We start from the raw sequence: 22,470 nt of genomic DNA, 5'->3' as shown, positions 1-22,470 counted from the left end.
GTTATCGCCACGTTCATCACCGGCTTTATGCCGGGCAAAGACCAGCTCAATCCACAATATTAACCAGCGGTCAATGCGTAACTTCTAATATCGTAAATAACAAACTCATCACCTTTAGAAAATATCCTTTTTATTATGTTTCCAACGGTATCCGTTCCACCAACAACAAATTTTGCCATCTTTTCTTTGGTTTCCTTTTTATAATCTTCTTGCTCTTTTTGCTCTTCCGTTAAAGGCCGTGGTTGATTTTCTACCTGTTCTTGTTGAGTCATCAGAATCACCTTAACAAATAATCAATGGGGAGAGGTTAAAACCCAGCTATTTAAAATCGACGACACTGCCCCCGTTATTTACCCGGAAGATTGTTATCAACCATTTTCGATCCGAATAATGTAGACACTGCGGCGACTCCTGCGAGTGCCGGCTGAGCTACGCCTAGCGAGGCATCTATAGCAACGAGTGCTGCACCGCCAACAAGATAAGAAATTCTTCTCCAATCTTTTTGTACTGCTTTCTTTGAATCCAAAGCTTTTTCAGCATTTTCAAGTTGTTCTAAAGAGTTGTTTAATAGTGCTTTAGTTGCTTCTAGATGACTTTTAAGTTTCAGTCGATAATCTCCTGACAATGAAATAGTCTCTTTCCATTGATTTCTTGTTTGCTTAATCAGGATTTTTTTTGCATTGAAGCTTAATCCTGCTTTTTTTAGTGCCGTATTCTCAGCAGGTATAAACACTGTATCGAAGATGTTGATCTCTGTGACAATTTTTTCGTGATCGGTTTCGGTAGCCACAAGTCGTTTAAACAACTCCTCATCGGAAAGCATTAGATCAATCGAATTACATGCGCTTCGAAGTGATCGACGCATCTCCTTAGCTCTGAGAGTGCTATTTTTATCTTTCTTTTCTAATAGCCTAATTATTTCGTTAAGCGATTTAGCTAGTTCTTTATGAGAATCGGGCATTTTTCTCTTTCCTTACGATAAATTCAAAATATAAGACTAACGCGAAGCTCCATTGGGACGTTGAGTTAGGCGAGGGATTAGATAAACATACGGCGCAAAGCGCTATAGCTATACGCCTTACCGTGTTTAGCGCCTAAACGAATTAGCGCATTTTATTGCGTTTATGGCCTTTATTGTCATGAATCAATGCCGTTTGCAGAGCTTTGCTGATAGAGTCTTTGTTTTCAGGGACACCTGTGTTAGGGACAGGCTCGGCTTTGGTGACAATCTGTTGCCAATAGGCTTGGTAATAGGGATTACTGGCGGCAGGTTCGACGGTATAGAAATCGGTGTTTGCTTGCATCAGGTAGCGGGGTATTGCACCAGCACCTGCGTCTTGGCTGAAGGCAATGAGGTTGCGGGTGGCAGTGGCGGTGAGATATTTTGCCACATTTTGAGCATCGTCTAGACATTGGCTCGTGCAATTGGTGTTGAACACTAAGCCGTCCACATACATCACCGGCTTTTCTCCATTGCCCATGGGCGCGGAAATGACATGCAGCGGTGGGGCATCTTGGGGCCGGGCAGAAAGGATGTTAAACAGATTTTCGGTATATCCGACATACCCATTCGCCTCCCCTCGGGCGAATGCTTCCATAGCCAGAGAGTTGTCTTTGTAAGTACCATCTAAGCAGGGATTTTTCCCGTGAGAATCAGCACAGGAATGGACTGCTGTGTTGAGACTCTGCACTGTGGTGTCTTGCAGGGGAAGTCGAAGTGAGGCAGGCAGCTCTTTTGGGCTATTGGTATTGGTATCAGCCCAAGCGTCTGTATAGAAACCGGACAGAGTCCAACTTCCATTGTAATTGCCAATCAGTGAAGGCTTGTCAATCTGGTATTTTGCCAGAATCTTTACCAAATCTTTCGAGTTTTCAACCTGTTCAATGTCGGCAGGTGAATAAATAACATTGCTACATAAGTAAGTGGGGACGGAGTACAGAGTCTCGTTAATCATGGCTGCATCCAATGCTTGTGTCACAGTGTCGGTGGGGTGAAAACTGAGTGGCTGCACCAGCTTTTCTTTAACCAAGTTGCCCAGCATAACCGTATCAATCTCAACTAGTTGCGCCGCATCTGGATTTTTGCCCAACAGATTGGATAAGGTCGGCATGTCGTAAACATCAATATTTGGGTCTATCGTGAGATTAAGAGCAATATCCGGGTTATCCACTTCGAAGCGTTTTTTTAATTTGGCAATCAGAGCAGCGTATTGATCGTGGTTAGCATCGGGGATATAGCCAAACAATACTACATTGATCGTTCTGGGCGCGGCTACAGCCGAGGCTGTAGCAAGGCTAAGGAACATAGCGATCAGAAATTTATCAAGCCGATGAGAATTGAAAATTTGGGGGGGAAGGGTACGCATGATTTTGTCCTAATGTTATTGTGAAAGGAATTTGTCAAAATTAACTCGATAAGGTGTATTCCGTAGCATTCCGATCGGGTAGAGATGACGGGATTGCGCCCGTCATCTCCACCCGATTAGATTGCGTCTTACCGTGTTGATGTCCTTGTTGAATGGCCAATTAGGCGCCGCCAGCGGTCCAAAATTTGCGCAATGCTTCTGCTGAACCATTGAAATAGTCCCGGTCGCAGCGGCCAATTCCTGGCACTTGGTGTGGCTCATCGCCTGCCCCACCATCTGTATATTGCCAGAATGTCCAGTCTTGCCAAATCTTTGGTACGAGCGGTTTGGCACCGTAGCGTGCATACCAAAGCCAGCATTTTGATAGCTCTGTTTTTTCTGGAGAGGAAATGCCCGCAGTAATGAGAGCCTCCGAGATAGTGTGACCAGAGTACAGTCCTGGGTAGCGCCCAGTCTTAGTGAATACGTGGTGGACAAATTGTTCAGCCTCGAGTAACGACATGTCATGCCCTTGAGGATTGGACTCAAAGTCCAGAACAAGTAGTTCGGAATCACCTGCAACGGACAAAAAGAACTCTGCCTGTGCAATAGGGTCGCCTGCAGTTCCGAAATGATATGCACCGAAGTGAATGTCAGCATCATGGATGTTCTTTCGGTTTGTATTAAAAGTAGGATCCTTATATGTAAACCCTTGGGTAGCTTTTTGAAATACTCCAATGATTCCTGATTTGGCAACCTCTGAGAAGTTTGAAATGTTGTTGTGATGGGATATGTCGATAACAGCATTTAGCATGGATTATTCTCCTGGGCAATAAGATTAGATTATGAAAAGCATGCAACCCAACGCTTCTATTTAGCCCCAGTTAGTCCCTCGAATTGTGAGGCAAATTTGTTTACGGCATATGGCGCAAATAGCGTCATACCGGAAACGAGATAGCTCACGACCCCTTTTAATTCGTCGGACAGCTCGCCAGCTGCACCAAAAGAATATAAGGCGAAGATTCCAAACCCTATATACATGAACATTATTGCAATCATTCCCATTAACGCAATGACACGACTAGAGCTGGCTCTCATCTCCGGCAGGAGAACCGGTTTATCATCTTTGTCGAGGACATCCTCGACGATAGTCACTAGATTCCCATTTGCGTCATGAGTAGTTGTGGTTTTCGTGGCAGGCTTTATTGCGACTTCTTCCGATAGCGCATCGGCGAGCGACCAAGTTTCTGGAAGTGCTTTTCTTACGTTTGTGATTCCAATAATCGTACCGAGAAACACGACTATCGGAACGGAGTAGAGCATCCATTCGCTTGGAGCAATCCAATGGTTGTTTTTAGAAAGGGTATTTTCCGATATGGCAGTGGCGGTTTTTGGGGCCGGGCTTGTCTCTTCGGCGTTAACCGTAGGAACCATTACGATGAAGACGGCTAAGATGGATAATGTAAGTAGACAGGAATAGAAATATCTACTCATTTTTACTGCACATTCAATGTTGCTGTTCAATTCAAGCTTCTTGGTTATCATATATGCCTCTTAATAAATTTGTTATTGGTTAGTAGTTCGTTTAATGATTAAGCTTGCTTGCGAAGCAATTTGTTAGGCAGCAGTCATGTCGGGTATAAACAGCATGCCCGATGGGGGCATCACTCAACTCCCCAACACCGCCTGCTGCACCGTGCTCCACTCCCCATGGGGTGCGCTTTTATCCCACCAGCGCAGCCGGTATTCGCGGGTTTCATGCGTGTTGCCGGGCGCCAGGGGCCGTTCGTCGAGATAGGGTTTTACCGTGTCGATGGCGAGAAAAGCCCAGTCGCCGCCGTTGATGCGGCTTTCTATCCAGATGCCGTCATGGCCGTATTTTTTAAAATCGATACGCACCCTCGAACCGGTCGCGCCCAGTTCCACTGTAACCGTAAACTCGGGAACGGGATGATCCACGTTATTCGCTACAGCAATGACGCCTAGGTTATGACCGATAGCCTCGTTGTAGTTGGCGCCGGCCTTGATGCGGACGATTTGGCTGAATAGGCGTTTTTGGATGCCGGGCGCGGGAATCGGCGGCGGATCGGGAAAGGTGGACGCTTGCGGATGGTTGACTTTATCGTTGCTGCTACCGTTTATAATCAGTTGCTTAAAAGCGGTGGCTTCCTTTGCGTCGCGTTGTACGGCGGGATGCCAATGTTGCAGCAGCCAGACATAATAACGGATGTCCGCTAAGGTGCCGGCGATTTCCTCATCGTCGATGCCGCAGGCGGAGCCGTGGATAGGAAGCTTTGAGGAATAATTGCTGAGCCAGACAATTTGCCCGGCCTCTGTTCTAGGGAAAAAACTGTTGCTACTCATAATCGAATGGAAACTCCTGCCGGATTGTCTAGCGATGCTGAAACAGTTTGGAAAAAGGCGAATGTTATCGGTGCGATTGCCGGAAATAATCCCTCTATCACTCTGGGGTTTAGACTATGCCTTATTTATGTTAGCCGTCAATCAATTTATTGCAGTACCGGCGCGAAAATCTTTATTACTTGCTTTAGCCGTTGCGGGGCACGGGAAAAAACTTTTTGTGAGTTCCCAAAAAGTTTTAGTAAGCGCACAAAATCTTTTTGCGGGTTTACAGAAATGTTTTAGCTAACCCTTGAAAATAGCCGTTTTGCAGGCATTTTTCCTTTTTTTTCGGTTGTGCGGAACAGAAAAACTTTTAGGGAAAGCGCAAAAACTTTCAGGGAGGACGCAAAAACTTTTTGGAATGTAGAGAAGATTTTTGGTGGATTGCAGAAAACTCTCAGCGACAGACAACAAATATTTTGTAATTGGCAAAAACAGTTTGGGAGTAGATAAAAACTTTCCTGCGGGTTACAAAAACATTTTGGCTTACCTACAAAACATCCGATAGTGTCCCTGATGTTTAAGTCGATTTATACGCGTTTACCCGGCCATCAATAGAGCGGAGGATGTAAATCGGAGATATTTCGTGTATCCTTTTTTAAAGGCTGATGTTATACCACAAAGTGATTAATCGTCGCCTAATGACTGAAGAGCTAAAAATGAATACAGCAATTACCGAAGTAAAGTCTTTACTGGAAAGACTGCCGGAAGATAGTACTTACGAAGATATTCAATATCACTTGTATGTGATAGAAAAAATTCGACGCGGTATTGATAGGGCTGAGCTGGAAGGAACACTGAGCCAGGATGATGTAGAGTTGAAATTCGGTCAATGGATTACAAAGTAAACTGGTCGCCGGAAGCAATAGAAGATCTGCAATCAGTCGCAGATTATATTGCAAAAGACTCTCGCGTTTATGCGCAGTCAGTTATAGCAAAGGTCTTTGAAGTTTCCAAAAGCCTTGCTTCGCATCCATTAATTGGGCGTATTGTTCCTGAGATTGGGACTACTGAACTTAGGGAGCGTTTCATTTACAGTTATCGGCTTATTTATCAGATAGGCGGTAATAAAATTCTTATTGTCGCTGTTATCCACGGAAAAAGATTGATAATGTCTTGGACCGTTTAGACTCATAAAATCGTAATATCATCGTGAAAAACCTTGTTCCACACTATTTAGTCGGCATCGACCTCGGCACAACGCATACCGTAGTCGCTTATGCCAACGCCAATGACGCCTCCCAGCAGATACAAATTTTCCAGATCGAACAGCTGGTAGCGCCCGGCCAAGTCGCGGCAAGAGCGCTGTTGCCGTCGGTACGTTATCATCCTGCCGTCGGCGAATTGTCCGAGGCCGATCTTTCGTTTCCATGCGGAACGCCAACGGAAGAGGATGCGGCGGTCATTGGCGAAGCCGCGCGTCTTTTGGGAGCCAAAACCAAAGGGCGGTTTGTGACCAGCGCCAAAAGCTGGCTTTCTCACCCGTCGGTTGACCATGGCGCGGACATTTTGCCGTGGGGCAGCAGCGACGACGTCGCCAAGGTTTCGCCGATTGCGGCCAGCGCCAGCTATCTAGCGCATATACGGACTGTTTGGGGGCATAAATTTCCCGATGCGCCGCTGGAACAGCAGGATATTGTGATTACCGTTCCGGCCTCGTTCGACGAGGCGGCCAGATCCCTGACGCTGGCCGCCGCAAGGCTTGCCGGCTTATATAACGTCAGGCTGTTGGAAGAACCGCAAGCGGTTTGCTATGACTGGCTAAGACGCCATGGCGGCACCATCAAACAAGCACTGGCGAATGTGCATCTGCTGCTGGTTTGCGACGTCGGCGGCGGCACCACCGATTTGACGCTGATTAAAGTAGAGCAGGGTGAACAGGAACCTAAATTAACCCGTATCGGCGTCGGCGATCATTTAATGCTTGGCGGCGACAATATCGACTTGGCGCTAGCCCATCTTGCCGAAAGCCGTTTAGCGACCGGTGAAAAACGCCTGTCGGCGGCGGATTTGTCGCAACTGATCGAACAATGCCGGATTGCTAAAGAACGTTTGCTGGCGGAGGATGCGCCTGAGCAAATCAGCGTCACGTTGCTGGGCGGCGGCTCCAAATTGATCGGCAGCTCCCGTTCCGTTGCATTGACGAAAGAAGAAGTCAGGGAGATTGCGTTGGACGGTTTCTTCCCGCTGTCGGGTCTTGACGATTTACCGGACAGGAAGCGTAGCGGCGTGGTCGAGTTCGGTTTGCCGTATGCGGCGGAACCCGCGGTCAGCAAGCATATTGCGGCATTTTTGAAACTGCACAGCGCGGCATCCCGTGATGCCTTGCATGGGGAAGGTACTGTGCCCGATGCGTTGCTGTTGAACGGCGGCGTGTTTCGCAGCCAGCCGATTACCCTGCGTATCGTCGATTTAATCCGCTCATGGCGCTCCAGTCCGCCGGTCCTGTTGGAAAACAAGCATCCCGAATTGTCCGTTGCTTTTGGGGCGGTCAGCTATGCGATTGCAAGGAAAGACAAAAAACTGAAAATCGGCGGCGGTTCGGCGCGCAGTTATTTTCTGTTGGTCGATACCGACGATTCCAGCAGGCAGCAAGGCCCTTCGACTTTACTCAGGACAGGCATTTGCATCCTGCCCAAAGGCAGCGAAGAAGGCGATGAAGTCATCCTGAAAGATCGGCGTTTTGCGTTGCGCTTAGGCGTGCCGGTGCGTTTCCACTTGGTTTCGTTATCCGGCGACGGCGATTTCAAACCGGGCGATGTGGCAGAAATTACCGATTTGTTCCATTCCCTGCCGCCGTTGGCCGTGGCATTCGAAGGCGACGACAGCAAGCCGAATGCCGAGGTTGTCGTCGAGCTGGCGGTGACCCAAACCGAAGTCGGTACGCTAAAAATTCAGTGTATTGCTGTTGAAGACAGCAGCCGGCGTTGGGATGTCGAGTTCCAAATCAGGAAAAAAGCAGCTGCTTTGCCGACGGACGCGGCACTGCCGGCCAATTTTGACCGGATTGCCGAACAGGTACAGACGATTTTTGGCGCTAAGTCCAAACAGGTCGATCCCAAAGCGGTAAAGAACCTGCGCGCCGACCTGGAAAAGCTCACCGGCACGGCACGTACCGAATGGAATACGCCGTTGTTAAGAGCGATGTTCGGCGTTTTGTTGGACGGAGCAAAATACCAGCGCCGTTCCGAAAACCACGAACGCGTTTGGCTGAGCCTAACCGGCTTTTGTTTACGTCCCGGTTTCGGTTATCCGCTCGACGATTGGCGCGTCGAGCAGTTAGGGAAAAACTATCCGCACGGCATCCAGTTTGTTAACGAAACCCAAAACTGGACCGAATGGTGGACATTGTGGCGGCGGATTGCCGGCGGCTTGAATGCGGAAGCGCAGGAAAGAATTTTTGCCGATATTGCAAAATTTATAAACCCGGCAGCGGCAAGACAGCCCGGTGTCGCCAAGCAAATCAAGAATCGCGGTTACGACGACATGGTACGGCTGTCCGCTGTTTTGGAGCGCCTGCCGGTTGCGAAGAAAATCCAGCTTGGCGAATGGCTGTTAAAACGCCTGGAAAAAGCCGGCGAGCCCAGCCAGACTTGGTGGGCCGTTGGCCGCATCGGGGCGAGGATGCCGTTTCACGGCAGCAGCCATAATGTGATTCCTGCCGATATTGTCAGTTTGTGGTTACAGCAGATGTTGGCAATAGATTGGAAGAAAATTCCGCAAGCAGGCTTTGCCGCGACACTGATTGCCCGGATGAGCGGCGACAGGGCGCGGGATATTGATGATGCGATGCGTCTGCAAGTCATCGAAAAACTAAAACTGGGTAAAGCGCCTGCATCCTGGATAGACATGGTTGAGCAGTTCAGGGAGCTGGACGAAAAAGAAGAAAAACAAATTTTCGGTGAAGCGTTGCCGCCGGGATTAAAACTTATCAACGAAGCTTAATACTTAAAAAAGGTCGTCATGAGGTTAATCAGTGCTGTTGTAATCGTAGGTATCGTCTTGCTGTACTTTGTCGATTCGGCGTTTAAGTTCAATACGTTTGAGCCTGAAATGTTGATTCACAGCGGTCTGAGGTTTTTTATCGGCTTCCTGATTCTTGGGGTCGGGGTTTTCTATGCCCATAAAATCAAGCTCAGGTATGCGCTTGCTCTGGTCTTTATCCTGGCGCTGGCTGACGACATCTGGGATTACACCAGGGATGTTAACAGTTTTAGTTTTGAATTCGCGTTGCACGGACTATACATGTTGTCATGGGGAGCTTTGACCGGGTATGTGCTGATGAGGCAGCGGTTGGATCGGCGCAGGCCGGAATAATAGCGGCCGAGCTTGTCCTGAGTCATTTGCTCATGAGTATTATCTGAGACATGCCGATGGAAACCTTCCAGGTTTTGAGAACCTGGAAGGTTTGACTCCCTATGTTCATTATACCCCCTAGCCGATAATAACATTTAAAAAAAATCATGACCGACACAGATGTCATTATCATCGGCGCGGGCGCATCGGGCCTGATGTGCGCAATCGAAGCCGGCAAACGCGGCCGCAGCGTGCTGGTTATGGACCATGCGAATAAGGCCGGGAAAAAAATTCTGATGTCCGGCGGTGGCCGTTGCAATTTCACCAATTATTCCGTCGAGCCGAATAACTATATCTCCAATAATCCGCATTTTTGCAAGTCGGCGCTGAGCCGTTATACCCAGTGGGATTTTCTGGCACTGGTTGAGCAATACCAAATTCCTTTTCATGAACGCGATCACGGCCAGTTGTTTTGCAATGACAGCGCCAAGGATATTCGGGACATGTTGTTAGCCGAATGCCAAAAAGCCGGGGTATCCGTGCAGTTGAAGACCCGTATCGATTCAGTTGAGCGCTCGGCCGAGCGTTTTCAGGTTAAAACCGGCAGCGGCACTTTTACCGGTCAGTCGTTAGTGGTCGCGACAGGAGGCTTGTCGATACCCAAAATGGGCGCGACGCCGTTGGGCTATAAGCTTGCCGAGCAATTCGGCATTAATGTTTTGCCTACCCGAGCGGGTTTGGTGCCGTTTACGTTGCAGCCGGAAGATAAAGAAAAGTTCTCGGCCTTATCGGGCATTGCCGTGCCTTGTCGGGTCAGCAATAGCAGGCAGAGTTTCAGCGAGAATGTGTTGTTTACGCATCGAGGCTTAAGCGGCCCTGCGATCTTGCAGATTTCATCGTATTGGCGCGCCGGAGAGACGATCGAGATTAACTTGCTGCCGCAAATAGATTTGGACGCGGAGTTAAAATCCAAGCGCCGCCAAAAGCTTAGAAACAAGCTAAGAACAATTTTGGAAAGTTATCTGCCGAAGCGGTTGATTGGTGTTTTTGTGCCGGAAGAGGTGTTGGATAGGTCGCTGCAGGATTTATCGGATAAGCAGATCCAACAGGTTGCGGACCGTATAAACAGGTGGGCGATCAAACCTAACGGTACCGAAGGTTATCGCACAGCAGAAGTTACTTCCGGCGGCGTCGACTGCGACGCAGTTTCTTCTAAAACCATGGAGAGTAAACAGATAGCTGGGCTTTATTTTATCGGTGAAGTGCTGGATGTAACCGGTTGGCTGGGCGGTTACAATTTTCAGTGGGCATGGTCGTCAGCCTGGTGTGCGGGACAATATTGCTGAGCTGTGTAGGTATAATAAAGTTTGAATAAAGACAATAAATATTGAACACTAAATCTATCGTGGAATAATAAAGTTTGAATACAAATAATTGTTAGATTAGATATTATCTCAATGTTAGACAAGATTGAGTGTAGTGGTCAAGTTTTTTCGGACACCAAGATAGGTTGTTCTGCGGCCATTTCCCGTTCATAGTCATTGGGAGGCCGATAGCCCAATGTGGAATGTAAGCGTTGGCTGTTATAGAAGCCAACGATGTAGTCAGTCACATCGTTGATAGCCTCCTGATGATTCGCATACTCTCGCCGCCAGACACGCTCCATTTTCAGGTTGAGAAAGAACCGTTCCATGACGGGTCGAGTCAACCGAAGGGAAAACGGCGTCTCAATTTTGCCAGCTTTACGACAAAAGAGCGTTTTTAACTTCCCAGCTTTACGACAAAAGAGCGTTTTTAACTTCCCAGCTATCAATCACTATGCTATTGCCATTATTAGAGTCTATATTTTTGTCTGGAAAATATTGGAAGCCGTTTTCCAGCTAAATACGATCAATCGTCTTGATTCGGCCATTTTCTGCCGGTCGAGGTGTGCTCTGGAATGGCTGGTTCACGCCAAATCCAGTCATTCATCACTCGTGGGGAGCTATCTTTAGGTTAGGTGCAAAATAGCATGGAAAATTTGAAAGCCGTTTTGCAAACAAAGACCTCTGCCAGCAGTTAAAAACCAAATAAAACGTAGCAGGTGATACCCGCGACACAGATTGCAACAAGTTTGATTTTGTCGAATAAAGACAGCGTTTCCCAATAAAGAGAAATGCTTGTTTTTTCTCCTTCCCAGAGGGCAAGCAGACTATCTTTGACATAGTGAAATAAACGAGGCAGTACACGACACAGCCGATAGAACGTGTAGAGTACAACAGATATCATTATATAAAATACAATGATCTGAGTTTGACGGCGTTCGGTATGAAAAAAGTGTTCGATGAGGTGATCAAGAGCAGACTCAATTACCTCAAACAAGGTATGAAAAAACTCAAACAAAAGATGACCGAATTCAATCAATAACCCGAATATCACATCGGGTACGGTGGTAAAGATGACGGTCAGGATCGATGCGATAAGAATATCTCGATAGATCGGTGACATCATTCTTTCGCCTTGGGTAATGACGACTGGTATTTTGGAGGCTTCCATACCTACAAACATTATGGATGGTGATTTTTGCACTTCAACCTTAGCCAGCCTGACTTCAACCTGTTCCGAGTTGTTGCGTACAAAGCGCGACCAATGTTCGGCATTGGGAATGATTTCTTTCAACCCCAACATCATCTGGAAACCATTATCGCTATTCGAATGGATGCGATCCGGCTGGCGTGACTGGGGCTTATTCCCAGATCACCAGTGGTAGGCAGACTTACGGAGGCAAATGCTCCAAAATTGAGCAACACCAGGATGTTGTCCAACAGCAGGCTGAAGTTAATAAAGAAAAACTTCACGCCAGTCAGCGTGCGCTTGCCAACCTGCGCACTAAGACTGCCATGGGTTAACGTTGTATAGGAGGGTCGGACATTTTTATCGGTTATCATGGCTTTGTAGGCGTCTCCTCGGAGTCGCAATAACAGGTATTACTCTGGCAACAGCAAGCCTCATGCCAATACTAAGCTATATCAATTAACACCAATAAAATCATTGAATTGAATATTGTGGAGGCTTGAAAACGCAAAATTACAGTCAGACATGCTTACTATATATAGTCAAATAACGAAATATCGTGATTTTGAACTGATCTAAGCCTATCACTTATCCGAAGCCGGTTTGTAACGCAATTTAGAAATGTCCTACATTAGCTCACATTTGGCTGAGCCGATTTGGGTCGATAGTGCTACTTACTTTGCCAATAACCAATATAGGGAAGCTTATATCCATATCCGAATGTCTCAAAGTAGGCGAGTACTAACGGACAACTGGAATGCTTGAAGAGCCTTTGAAAACAGCCGCGCGACGATGGGGCTAGACTTCGTCAATGTTGATAGCTTGAAAATATTTGACGTTGATTTACAGACTACCTTGATAATTTTTACAGACATCTTTAACTTTGTCGCACCAGCCATCCACTCCATCAACAAGCTTTCCGCTGCCAACGCAGCTTCCGGCAACGACCGACTTACGCAACCGCAGCAGAGCGGCTTCCAGCGTCGCGATGTCTTCCGGGGAATACCCCTTAAATATTCGGTGAACATAGTCCAGATGCTCGGGAACAGCGTGTTCGAATAAGACCGTTCCCGCCGACGTTAGTCGCAAAATCTGACAGCGGCTGTCCGTTTTCGAGGCAACCCGCTGAACCAGCCCTTTATCTTCCAGACGATTGATAATGCCGGTTAACGTGCCTTTAGTAATTAAGGTTTTCTCGCCCAGTCTCTTGAAGGTCATATCTAACGCATTGCCCAAGGTCAGAATAATATCAAATTGGGGCAGCGTCAGATCCAGAGTGTGCGTATGGATGGCCGCATAAGTTAAAAAAGTCTGATGTGTGCGTACTAACTCATGTAGTACGGCAGGAAGTGCGAAGGGAGGAGACATGATGCTTACACCTATTTGGTTCTAATTAGAACAAAATAGTAATCCTAATCAAGACTATCCTCAAGCTTTTAAGGTGTATTACTTGTTTTCCAGCACGACTTGCCGACCCTGCAGCTCAAATCGAACGGAGTCACCAGCCCATCAAGCGTGCGAACAGAAATGTCTGAAAGCGGTATAACTAATTGATACATTGGCGGTAATTTTATAAGCGTCAATGGAAACTCAGGGTAAAAAGCAGGGCCAATAAAAAAATAGTTCGCGTTAGAACAAATAATTGTACTAATTAGGACTAAGCGTGTTATGCTTTACCCACCGTAGCGATTACTTGAATCTTTCTTAACCAAAAGCTCATTTTAATCGTTACGTAGCAATGCTTTATTTATCAACTGTGAGGTTTATCCCATGAACACATTCAACAAAATCCTAGTTTCTTCTGTCATGGCCGTATCTATGGCAGCAATGTCATTTACCGCTTCAGCTGTGGTGAATCCATCCTATGAGGACGTGAAGGCGGCTATCGACAATACGCTTGCGAAAGTAGAAGAGGCTAAAGCCGCTCTGGACAATGGAGCGAACAACGAAGCGGTCATCGATATGGTCACCGATGCCCGCCAATTGCAAAAAGACATTGCCAATAACGTGCTGGATTTAAAACGCAACCAGGCCAGCAATGTGTTGAAGCAAGCGCGCACGGCTTTGTCGAATAATGAGCAGCAAGCGGCGAAAGAGTCTTTGGCTGATGCTTTAAACCGGTATAAAGAAATCAAACAGCTCTACGCGGCTAACCACTAACTGCTCTAAAACAGGGTGGCCGTAAAGTCATCCTGTTTCGTCTCGGGGAAATGGTTGCCTGCGACTTTACAGCGAGACGCCATTTTAAGACTCTCATCATCAATAAAGTCAGTACATTTGATGCGCGTGTGCTGACCTTGGACACCAAGTCCGAGCGTTTTCTTACCTCCGAGAAGAGGAACGTGATTGTAGACTCGTTCGCCAAGTGGCGAATCGGTGATGTGGGGCTTTTTTATACCACGGTCGGTGGCCACGAATACGAGGCCAACCTCCGTTTTGAAAGGCGAAAAAACCCAAACATCAAATCAGGGTATCTTTGCCCTTTGCCTTGGGAGGCGACACCCCATGAAAAAATTATTAATCCCGCTGTTGTTCATACTGGTTGTGATCGGCATTACGATGTTTGCGGTGTTTAATCCCGCTTCTTCTGCATACAATCAGCAAAACGAGATTCCCTATTCGGAATTTATCGAGGCGGTGCGTAACAATGCGGTTACAGAAGTGATAATCGACGGCAAATATGTCGATGGTCGCCGTCACAACGGCACTGTTTTTTCCACCTACAATCCTAACGATGTCCGCATAATAGACGAGCTTTTGGAGCATGACGTCAAAATCAAGGGCCAGAAGCCGCAGATACCGTCTACTTTCATGCAGCTTTTTGAATCGTGGGCGCCGACCTTGCTGCTGATCGCGGTAATGGTCTATTTCATGCGTAAGCTGCAACAGGGCGGCGGTCAAAACACCTTTGGTAAAAGCCGCGCCAAACTGATGGCCGAAGATCAGGTCAAGGTGCGTTTCAAGGATGTGGCCGGTGTCGAGGAAGCCAAAGAAGACGTGATGGAAATGGTCGACTTCCTTAAAGACCCCGGTAAATACGAAGTGCTGGGCGGCAAAATTCCGAGTGGCGTGCTGATGGTCGGCCCTCCGGGTACCGGTAAAACCCTGTTGGCCCGTGCTATTGCCGGTGAAGCCGAGGTGCCGTTCTTCTCGATCTCCGGTTCGGATTTCGTGGAAATGTTCGTCGGCGTCGGCGCCTCCAGGGTGCGCGACATGTTTGAACAAGCCAAGAAGCGCGCGCCCTGCATCATCTTTATCGACGAAATCGACGCGGTAGGCCGCCAACGCGGCGCCGGCAATATGGGAGGCGCGGAAGAGCGCGAACAAACCCTGAACCAGCTGCTGGTGGAAATGGACGGCTTCAGCGGCAACGAAGGCATCATCGTAATCGCCGCCACCAACCGCGCCGACGTGTTGGACAAGGCGCTGCTCAGACCGGGCCGTTTCGACCGGCAAGTGCAGGTCGGTCTGCCCGATATCAAGGGCCGCGAGCAGATCTTAAAGGTTCACGCCGACAAGGTTCCTCTGGCCGACGATGTCAATATCAACGATCTGGCGCGCGGCACCCCCGGTTTTTCCGGCGCCGAGCTGGCCAACTTGATCAACGAAGGCGCATTATTCGCCGCCCGCAATAACAAGCGGGTGGTGACGATGAACGATCTCGACAAGGCCCGCGATAAAACGATTATGGGCGCTGAAAAGCGTACGATGATCATGAGCCGTGAAGATCTGCTGATGACCGCCTACCACGAAGCAGGTCACGCCATTGTCGGCCGTCTGGTGCCGGAGCATGACCCAGTCTACAAAATCAGCATCATGCCGCGCGGCGGCGCACTAGGCATTACCATGTTTCTGCCGGAACGCGACCAGTACAGCGCTAGCAAGGACAAACTGGAAGGCCAGATCGCCAGCCTGTTTGGCGGTCGGGTTGCGGAAGCGTTGATCTACGGCAAAAACAAGGTCACAACCGGCGCTTCAAACGACATCCAGCGCGCCACCCACTTGGCCCGCAACATGGTTACCAAATGGGGCCTGTCTGACCGTCTCGGGCCGATGGACTACGGCGACAGCGAAGGCGGCTACATGGGACTGCAATCCAAGCCGATGTCAGAACAGATGGCGCGGCTCATCGACAAGGAAATCCGGCTGATGGTGGACAGTAATTATCTGCGCGCCGAAACCATTCTCAAAGAACATATCGACATCCTGCACAACATGGCCCATGCCTTGTTGGACTGGGAAACCCTGGATAAATATCAGATTGATGAACTGATGCAGGGGCGGATGATTGCGCCTCCCGAACTCGAAATCGAGCCACCGGTCGACGGTGAGGATGAATATGCAGATGAACATGCATTGAGCGGCAGTGAGCTTGAACATCAGAAACCAGGCAGCGGGCCGCTGGTTTTGTCCTGAGCTCAGAATTAGGCCAATCGTTACCCAAAGGTGAGATATTTTTATTAATCTACTTGAGGCAGAGCACTGGGTTAATGGTCTCAAAATGAATTATCTTTCGGTTTTACAAATTTTGCGACAGAACCTCTCGCTATGGAAGACTGCGGCCAAACGCTTCGCTATCCGTATTCAAATCTCCCCGGCTTTGCCCTCCGGAAGCGTAAACCAGGGTTGCTGCGGATCGTAGCAAGGTGGAGCGACTGTCGATTTCGGTATAACGGGCACGCGCCAAATCCTTTTGCGCGGACAGCAGCTCAATCACCGTGGAAAAGCCGTGGGTATAAGATTCCTGTGTGGCGGCATAAGATTCTTCGGCAGCTTTCAACAACGCTAACGCAAACTCGCGTTTTTCCAACGAGGTTTTGGTGTCGGCATAGGCTTTCCAGATATCACGCATAATTTCCAGACGCAAGGCCTCAAGTTGAGCCTTGGAAGCCTCTTTCCTGGCCTCTGCTTCATGCACGGCATTGCTGCGATCAAAGCCATCGAACAAGGTCCATTCCATAGTCAGCATCGCTGTACCGACCCCATTACTTGCCGAGTAACTCTCATTACCGGGTGGTGTTGTGTGCACATTTCCCCAGTATTGATTGCCAAGCCTGCCTTCCAGCGAAAACTTGGGCCAGAATTCGGCCCTAGCCTTCTTCACTTCCGCTTCGCGTGCACGCAATTCCGCAAGCCGCGCCATCAGATCGGGACGTTGCTCCAATGCCTGATCGACAATTTTTTCGACCGACTGTACCAGCCCTGCCGGCAAAGGCAGCTTGCTTAAGTCTATCAGTTGCAGCGAATAAGAAGGCGAAATACCCAGGCTTGAAGTCAGATCGGCATGTTCCTGAATCACCGAGCTGCGTGCATCTTGCAGGTCATAACTGGCTTTCGCCTGCTCCTGAATCGCCAGCAACAAATCCGGCCGTGTCGCAAAACCTTTGTCGAGTTTCGCCTGGACAGAAGCAGAGCTGGCCCTTGCGGACTCAAATGTTTGCTGCGCCGCCGTCACCTTGGCCAGAGCAGCCTGATAGGCAAAAAAACTGGTTGCAACCCGATAGGCGATTTCCTGATGCTTGCGGTTGAAGGCAAAATTAGCGGCGCTCAAACGCTGTGCTCCCGCATCGACCAAGGCCTCCCGGCGTCCGAAATCTAACAGTGTCCATGCCAAATCCAGACTGCCAAACGAGGAATAACCTGTGCTAACCAATGCGCCTCCAGGGATCGGGAAGCTGGTTTTGAAATATTGCCCGAACGCCATAGCCGTCAGCGTCGGATACCAGGCGCTGCGATTCCTTTCGAGCCGAGCAGCGGCGGCTTTCGCCTCCTCCCAGCTAACCCTGGTTTCCGGGTTGGCATGCAAGGCCAGGTCGACTAGCGCAGGTAGATCGTAGGTCTGCTTGGTATCGATCTGGCTTTCTTCACGCGAACGGGTGGATATGGGAGTTTGCTGTTTGCCGGTTGTGGTCTGGTAATCATGCCAATAAACAGCATGGTCGGTCGGGGCCGCCGCATAGGGTTCATCAAGCTGCACCGCGCTCGGCGGCATGCAGGCTGTCAATGCCATCGCTGCGGGTATCACCAAGAGACTGACACCTCGCGGCAGACATGACAACAATGTTAACAAGTTATCGCACTTGTTGCGCCGCAACTTTTGCAAACTCAAAACACCTCATTCAAACGTCAATTTAGTTACAGAATATCCCTATTTTCGGAAAATTGAAGAGTTAGTTGACAATAGGGGATTCAAATACCAGAATCCAGATCAGATAAACTTTAGTTAATGCCTTTAAGTTTTACAACTTAAAGATTTATATCTTAAGGACCTGATCAATATTAAAAAAACGCCGCCTAAAATAAATCCAATGGCCTTACGAAAATTATTTAAGTTCAGTTTCTCCGCTCAGGCGCAAATTATGATCTTCATGACGAGATTACGAAAAACGGCTTTTCCGATTATTTTTGCGGTTTTTTTGACGGCTTGCGACCCGATGCTGAGTATTGAGGGCTCGTTCTGGCCTGCCTGGATTATCTGTATTCTTGCCGGACTGATGGCAAGCATGGTGCTGATGTGGCAATTGGTGCGACAAAGGCTGGCGCCGTATCTCGGGCCGCCACTGTTGATCGTGCCGAGCCTGTGGGCGTTATGCACCTTTGTTATCTGGTTGTTATTTTACTCGACGTAAATGCGGATGCCGTCCATCATGGAAAACAACGATCACTTTGTAAACCTTAAACACCGGATGAAACTAGGACGTATCATCGGTACACTAATCGTGCTGGGAGCACTGGTAACCGGAACGTTGGTCTGGCGCATAAACTATCAGCATCCCCGCACCAACGATGCGATGGTGCGGGCCAATATCGTCGGTATCGCACCCCAAGTAAGCGGCCGTATCGTGGAATTGCATGTCGAAGACAATCAGTACGTCAAACAGGGCGATCTGCTGTATATGATCGATCCGCGCCCTTATCAGGCCAAACTGGCCCAAGCCAGGGCGGAATTGCTGGTGGCGGAAAAAGAGGTGGATTCACGGCGTGCCTCCAGTGGTTCAGCCGAACTGGCCATCGAGCGACTGGAACACCAACGGGCCGCCGCTGAGGCTGAAGTCAACAGGATTGAGGCTGAGGATGAGTATCTGCATAGCTATCTGGAACAACTTAAGCCATTGGCGGAGAAACAGTACGTAACGGCAGACCAGCTCAAGCAGGCCCGTTCCAAGTACGCCGCATCGCGCGCTGAGCTGGCAGATGCCAGGGCCAAGGAGCTTTCGGCACGGAGCGCGATAGAAGAAGCCAAAAGCGACAGCCGCCGCGCCGTATCGTTGATTGCCCAGGTCGGCAACGTCAATGCCCGCATCGAAGCGGCCAGAGCCGTGGTTGCCGCCGCCGAACTGGATGTGGAATACTGTTCGGTGCTTGCGCCTTTCGACGCCTATGTTACCAACCTGAACACCCGCGAAGGCGAATACGCCAGAATCGGAACGCAAATGTTCGCCCTGGTCGATGACCGCCACTGGTATGCCATAGCTAACTTCAAAGAAACTTATCTACAATCCATCAAACCCGGCCAGGAAGCCGAAGTATTTCTGGTTGGTTATCCTGGAAAACGCTACCAAGGTGTGGTGACCGGTATCGGTTGGGCCAATTATCCCGATAATACCAAGCAGCAAGGGGTTCTGCCTGAGGTTCAGCGCACCCTAAACTGGGTCATCCTGGCATCCCGCTTCCCGGTGCGGATCGAAATACACGAACGCGACCCCGAGCATCCGCTACGCATGGGCATGACCGCTTTTGTCACCGTTCTGGATCGCCCTGCCGATATTCCGGGAGTTTTTCCAGCCAGTGAGAAGGGAGCCGGCAAAGCCCAGATTCCGCAATGAATAACGGCGACACTCAGCACACTTCGGTTCCGCACAATAGCCGAAGTAAACTTTGGTTTGGAACCAGCCTGGCACAATTTCTTAAAGTTGAGTTGAAAGATTCTCCAGGCCGTCGCGTAGCGGCATTCCGCCTGTTTATCGTCGCACTCATCATCTCCCTGGTCAGCCAAACCCTGCATGTGCCGCCATTAGGGGCGATCGCACTTTTGATATGCTTGAGTTACGATGCGTATGCTAATTCCGGTCAAGCATTGGCGTTTGGGATGCGCCAGCTAGGGTATATCATCGTCACCACCTTGGTGTCGGTGTTTACGCTTATGTTTGCCGGCAATGATGCCTGGCTGCTGCTACCCTTGTCTTTGTTAATAATGGCTGTCGCCCTGTTTCATGCCCGTCTGATCGCGTGGCCTACCGGGATCGCCCTATGGTATTCGGTGGCTGTGCTGTATAGCCCGAGTACTCCCGAGCAAGCTATCTACAATGCTTTATGGAATATCCCGATCATTGGCGTACTGGCTATCGGCTCATGGACTGTGGTGCACTGGGCCATCAAACCGCAAGACCCGCGCAACCAACTGAAGGCGAGTATTGCTGCACAACTGGCAGCAGTGGAAACCATTTTTACAGCACGTCTGGCTGACGGCGGCGTGGCTATCCATAAGCAGGTAGCCTCGAAACTTTTCAGCGCCGGCAGCTTCGGCAAAACACTGTGTTTGCTGGCAAACACAGAACTGGTACATCCGTCCATGCGTAAACAGCATGATACTTATCTGGCGCTGCTGCTGGAAATCGACGGTTTACGGCAGATGGCCATTTGGCTGGATCAGGTATTGACGGCAGAGTATCGCGCTCAAGCAATGACTCAGGAAAAATTAGATGTCTATCTAGCGCTGCAAAGCGCCTGTGCAAAGCTGCGGCAAGGCATAGAAGAGTCCCGCGATGTTTCCGGGCAAATAGAGGTGCTGCTGACCGATGAAGTCCTGCACAGTTATTCATTGCAAACCAACCCTTCGCTGTTAACCGCCATTTGGCGGGCGCAACAACGTATCGCCGTTTTGATGCATGACTTGCATAACCCAGCAGCAGCGCCTGAAGTTAAAATCACAGAGGCCGAAATCGACAGCAATGAAGCAGATGGCTGGTTTCCAGCCTGGTTTGGCTATGAATTCTGGGCGACACATGCTGACAGCCTGCAATTCGGAATTAAATTTTCCCTAGGCGCCATACTCTGCATGCTGATTGTGGAAAGCTTGGGCTGGCCGGATATCAATACCGCCATACCAACCTGTTTGGTCGCGGCCCAAACCAGTCTCGGCGCCGACTACCGGCTATCGATATTGCGTGTGTCGGGCGCGATTCTGGGCGGGCTATGCGCCTATTTTTATGTACTGGTATTCCAGTCCCAGCTTGACACCATCGTCGGCTTTGTGCTTGCAACGGCCCCGATCTGGGCCATTGCCGCCTGGATTTCCTCCGGTAGTGAGCGTATCGCCTACATGGGCAGGCAACTCGGGTTTTCATTCGCGACTTTTGTATTACACGATTTCGGGCAGGTGACCGATCTCTCTGTGCCGAGTGACCGTGTTATCGGTATTTTGCTGGGCATCGGCGTGATGGGAGTACTCGACTATGCGCTATGGCCTCGGCGATCGATTGTGCTTGCTCGTCACCATAGCGTAGCGGCATTGCGTACACTCACCAAGTTCACAACTCGGCTGCCGGATCTGAGCCTGATGCTCAAGCATACGTTGCCATTGCGCTTGTCGGCAGAAAAAGATCTGGCTGCTGCACAGGATTTGGTGATTCACGCGGTACTGGAACCGGATGCAAGATTGACCTACAAAGCCAATGAAAGAACGGCGCTGCGTGCGGTTATTGAAGCCGCAGGCAACTTGTCCGGCTTGCTGCAGATTCGGCGACGCTATCGATTGCTAAGCGGCCAACAATTCAGCAGCTTTCCTGATGAGCTACAAGAACATAGCCGAACTTTTGATGCTGCACTGACAAGCGCTTTGGAGAATGCAGCGCTAGTGTTGCAAGGACAGCAACAGGAGGCCCTGACTGAGGTTGCCGACATCCACGCGCAACTGAAACAAAGCTACACCGAACACCATCGCATCGACAGCTTGCCTGACGATCTGGCAATGGAATGGGAACTGCGATTCATGCTGGATCAGCAAATCATGGAACTGATAGAGCAAATCCAACGAATGGCCGTAAATTCTATTTCATATCGCCTGAAAGCCGGCTCTACTATTGATTAGTAACTCTGGTGTTACGCAGTCTTTTGTTGGCAAAACACTTCTGGCTAACTAACTTAAAAATTTCTGGCATTCATCCAAAAAATGCACGGTAATGCAGGCGAAGTAGCCCAGTAAAAAAAGGGCATCTAAGGTTCTGTCGCAAAGTTTAACCAAATGCAGATAATGCCTATCCTACAGACAAAGAATCCTGCTAAAGCCATAAACTGTATATTTTGATCGGCTACGCGAAATTGCAGCCTTAGCTTTATCGATGGTCTTCATTGTGGTCCGTGTGCTGTGGGCTAATAAGTGATTATATGGTTTCTGTATGCATTCCGACATCAGCTGATACACGGTTTGTTTTTATCAAGATAGCAGTCAGCTATGTGACATCAACCTGCCAGTCGAATTAGGGCTCTGAAAGGCCGGTTTGGGTCGATTGCGGCATTCATCACTTCCAAAAGCTGTTATTCAACACTGGCGTAATCATATCGGAATCGTTGGCCTGGTTTGCATCGGAATTGGTGGCGGTTTTCACTCGGAATGGCTGGCTGATTTTGGTTGGAATAGGCAGTCAACCTGATGGCGGTATTGCCTGGCCGACAACAAGCCCTCCTTTGATCAAGGTCAATCTTTTACGGTCAGCTTGATGGCTTATCCAGAATTCAGGTTAAGTAATGGCTGTGTGTTCAAACTTTATTATTCCAAAATTAATTAGTGTGCAAACTTTATTGTGCCTACACATGAGCACTTTTTGTTATCTGTAAGCAACAGGCTGAAGAATAGGAAAAATGGAAAGCCGGT

General features: G+C 49.1%; 22 protein-coding genes and 1 pseudogene. 12 read left to right on the top strand and 11 right to left on the bottom strand.

The genetic code is table 11. The features are described from left to right. Positions 1 to 59: 59 nt before the first annotated feature. The 6 genes from EKO24_RS10535 to EKO24_RS10510 form a co-directional block, all read right to left on the bottom strand. A complete protein-coding gene (locus EKO24_RS10535; protein WP_127029713.1) occupies positions 60 to 272 on the bottom strand; it encodes a hypothetical protein in 213 nt (70 codons plus the stop codon). Positions 273 to 346: 74 nt separating this feature from the next. Next, positions 347 to 961, bottom strand: coding sequence for a hypothetical protein (locus EKO24_RS10530; protein WP_127029714.1), 615 nt, complete (start codon positions 959 to 961; stop codon positions 347 to 349). 142 nt (positions 962 to 1,103) lie between these two features. Then, positions 1,104 to 2,366 (bottom strand): extracellular solute-binding protein, encoded by a 1,263-nt coding sequence (locus EKO24_RS10525; protein WP_127029715.1) that lies wholly within the window; start codon positions 2,364 to 2,366, stop codon positions 1,104 to 1,106. A 160-nt stretch (positions 2,367 to 2,526) separates the two neighbouring features. Further along, a complete protein-coding gene (locus EKO24_RS10520; RefSeq protein WP_127029716.1) occupies positions 2,527 to 3,159 on the bottom strand; it encodes a glycoside hydrolase family 25 protein in 633 nt (210 codons plus the stop codon). 56 nt (positions 3,160 to 3,215) lie between these two features. Then, positions 3,216 to 3,890, bottom strand: a complete 675-nt coding sequence (locus EKO24_RS10515) for a hypothetical protein (protein ID WP_127029717.1) — start codon at positions 3,888 to 3,890, stop codon at positions 3,216 to 3,218. A gap of 123 nt (positions 3,891 to 4,013) precedes the next feature. After that, the gene (locus tag EKO24_RS10510) at positions 4,014 to 4,709 is read right to left on the bottom strand and encodes a hypothetical protein (protein WP_127029718.1); all 696 of its coding nucleotides are present in this window, start codon (positions 4,707 to 4,709) and stop codon (positions 4,014 to 4,016) included. A gap of 34 nt (positions 4,710 to 4,743) precedes the next feature. On the opposite strand from EKO24_RS10510, the gene EKO24_RS10505 reads away from it, so the two are divergent. The 6 genes from EKO24_RS10505 to EKO24_RS10480 all read left to right on the top strand — a co-directional run bounded on the left by EKO24_RS10505 (position 4,744) and on the right by EKO24_RS10480 (position 10,390). Next, a complete protein-coding gene (locus EKO24_RS10505) occupies positions 4,744 to 4,995 on the top strand; it encodes a hypothetical protein (RefSeq protein WP_127029719.1) in 252 nt (83 codons plus the stop codon). 412 nt (positions 4,996 to 5,407) lie between these two features. Beyond that, a complete protein-coding gene (locus EKO24_RS10500) occupies positions 5,408 to 5,596 on the top strand; it encodes a hypothetical protein (protein WP_127029720.1) in 189 nt (62 codons plus the stop codon). Continuing rightward, the gene (locus tag EKO24_RS10495; protein ID WP_127029721.1) at positions 5,581 to 5,877 is read left to right on the top strand and encodes a type II toxin-antitoxin system RelE/ParE family toxin; all 297 of its coding nucleotides are present in this window, start codon (positions 5,581 to 5,583) and stop codon (positions 5,875 to 5,877) included. The genes EKO24_RS10500 and EKO24_RS10495 overlap by 16 nt, the downstream gene beginning before the upstream one ends. Before the next feature lie 23 nt (positions 5,878 to 5,900). Further along, the gene (locus EKO24_RS10490; RefSeq protein WP_127029722.1) at positions 5,901 to 8,693 is read left to right on the top strand and encodes an Hsp70 family protein; all 2,793 of its coding nucleotides are present in this window, start codon (positions 5,901 to 5,903) and stop codon (positions 8,691 to 8,693) included. A gap of 18 nt (positions 8,694 to 8,711) precedes the next feature. Beyond that, complete coding sequence (locus tag EKO24_RS10485) at positions 8,712 to 9,065, top strand: hypothetical protein (protein ID WP_127029723.1); 354 nt, start codon at positions 8,712 to 8,714, stop codon at positions 9,063 to 9,065. A 146-nt stretch (positions 9,066 to 9,211) separates the two neighbouring features. Beyond that, positions 9,212 to 10,390: a BaiN/RdsA family NAD(P)/FAD-dependent oxidoreductase gene (locus EKO24_RS10480; protein WP_127029724.1), complete on the top strand. Its 1,179-nt coding sequence runs from the start codon at positions 9,212 to 9,214 to the stop codon at positions 10,388 to 10,390. 137 nt (positions 10,391 to 10,527) lie between these two features. Here the strand turns inward: EKO24_RS10480 and EKO24_RS10475 are convergent. The 4 genes and pseudogenes from EKO24_RS10475 to EKO24_RS10460 form a co-directional block, all read right to left on the bottom strand. Continuing rightward, positions 10,528 to 10,740, bottom strand: a pseudogene (locus tag EKO24_RS10475) (IS3 family transposase); the annotation flags it as partial. 362 nt (positions 10,741 to 11,102) lie between these two features. Continuing rightward, entirely contained in the window at positions 11,103 to 11,702 is a 600-nt protein-coding gene (locus EKO24_RS10470) for a phosphoribosylformylglycinamidine synthase subunit PurQ (protein ID WP_241674461.1), read from the bottom strand. 8 nt (positions 11,703 to 11,710) lie between these two features. Further along, a complete protein-coding gene (locus EKO24_RS10465) occupies positions 11,711 to 11,971 on the bottom strand; it encodes a hypothetical protein (protein WP_196240014.1) in 261 nt (86 codons plus the stop codon). 469 nt (positions 11,972 to 12,440) lie between these two features. Then, positions 12,441 to 12,965, bottom strand: a complete 525-nt coding sequence (locus tag EKO24_RS10460) for a MarR family winged helix-turn-helix transcriptional regulator (RefSeq protein ID WP_127029726.1) — start codon at positions 12,963 to 12,965, stop codon at positions 12,441 to 12,443. Between the two features lie 402 nt (positions 12,966 to 13,367). On the opposite strand from EKO24_RS10460, the gene EKO24_RS10455 reads away from it, so the two are divergent. The 3 genes from EKO24_RS10455 to ftsH are packed head-to-tail and all read left to right on the top strand — an operon-like array spanning position 13,368 to position 16,013. Next, complete coding sequence (locus tag EKO24_RS10455) at positions 13,368 to 13,757, top strand: hypothetical protein (protein ID WP_127029727.1); 390 nt, start codon at positions 13,368 to 13,370, stop codon at positions 13,755 to 13,757. 50 nt (positions 13,758 to 13,807) lie between these two features. Then, positions 13,808 to 14,173, top strand: coding sequence for an SPFH domain-containing protein (locus EKO24_RS23465; RefSeq protein WP_338324005.1), 366 nt, complete (start codon positions 13,808 to 13,810; stop codon positions 14,171 to 14,173). Then, positions 14,103 to 16,013 (top strand): ATP-dependent zinc metalloprotease FtsH, encoded by a 1,911-nt coding sequence (gene ftsH / locus EKO24_RS10445; protein ID WP_127029728.1) that lies wholly within the window; start codon positions 14,103 to 14,105, stop codon positions 16,011 to 16,013. The genes EKO24_RS23465 and ftsH overlap by 71 nt, the downstream gene beginning before the upstream one ends. A 130-nt stretch (positions 16,014 to 16,143) precedes the next feature. Here the strand turns inward: ftsH and EKO24_RS10440 are convergent, their stop codons facing one another. Then, positions 16,144 to 17,622 carry a TolC family protein gene (locus EKO24_RS10440; protein ID WP_241674462.1) on the bottom strand — a complete coding sequence of 493 codons (1,479 nt, stop codon included), beginning with the start codon at positions 17,620 to 17,622 and terminating at the stop codon, positions 16,144 to 16,146. A 334-nt stretch (positions 17,623 to 17,956) separates the two neighbouring features. On the opposite strand from EKO24_RS10440, the gene EKO24_RS10435 reads away from it, so the two are divergent. The 3 genes from EKO24_RS10435 to EKO24_RS10425 are packed head-to-tail and all read left to right on the top strand — an operon-like array spanning position 17,957 to position 21,687. After that, a complete protein-coding gene (locus EKO24_RS10435) occupies positions 17,957 to 18,226 on the top strand; it encodes a YtcA family lipoprotein (protein ID WP_127029729.1) in 270 nt (89 codons plus the stop codon). After that, positions 18,227 to 19,423, top strand: a complete 1,197-nt coding sequence (locus EKO24_RS10430) for an efflux RND transporter periplasmic adaptor subunit (RefSeq protein WP_241674460.1) — start codon at positions 18,227 to 18,229, stop codon at positions 19,421 to 19,423. Next, positions 19,420 to 21,687 carry an FUSC family protein gene (locus EKO24_RS10425; protein ID WP_127029731.1) on the top strand — a complete coding sequence of 756 codons (2,268 nt, stop codon included), beginning with the start codon at positions 19,420 to 19,422 and terminating at the stop codon, positions 21,685 to 21,687. Before EKO24_RS10430 ends, EKO24_RS10425 begins: the two co-directional genes overlap by 4 nt. Positions 21,688 to 22,470: the final 783 nt, after the last annotated feature.

The organism is Candidatus Methylobacter oryzae (genome assembly GCF_003994235.2).
GTDB lineage: Bacteria > Pseudomonadota > Gammaproteobacteria > Methylococcales > Methylomonadaceae > Methylobacter_A > Methylobacter_A oryzae.
The sequence above is the reverse complement of the archived record's forward strand: the minus strand, read 5'-3'. Positions and strand labels throughout refer to the sequence as shown.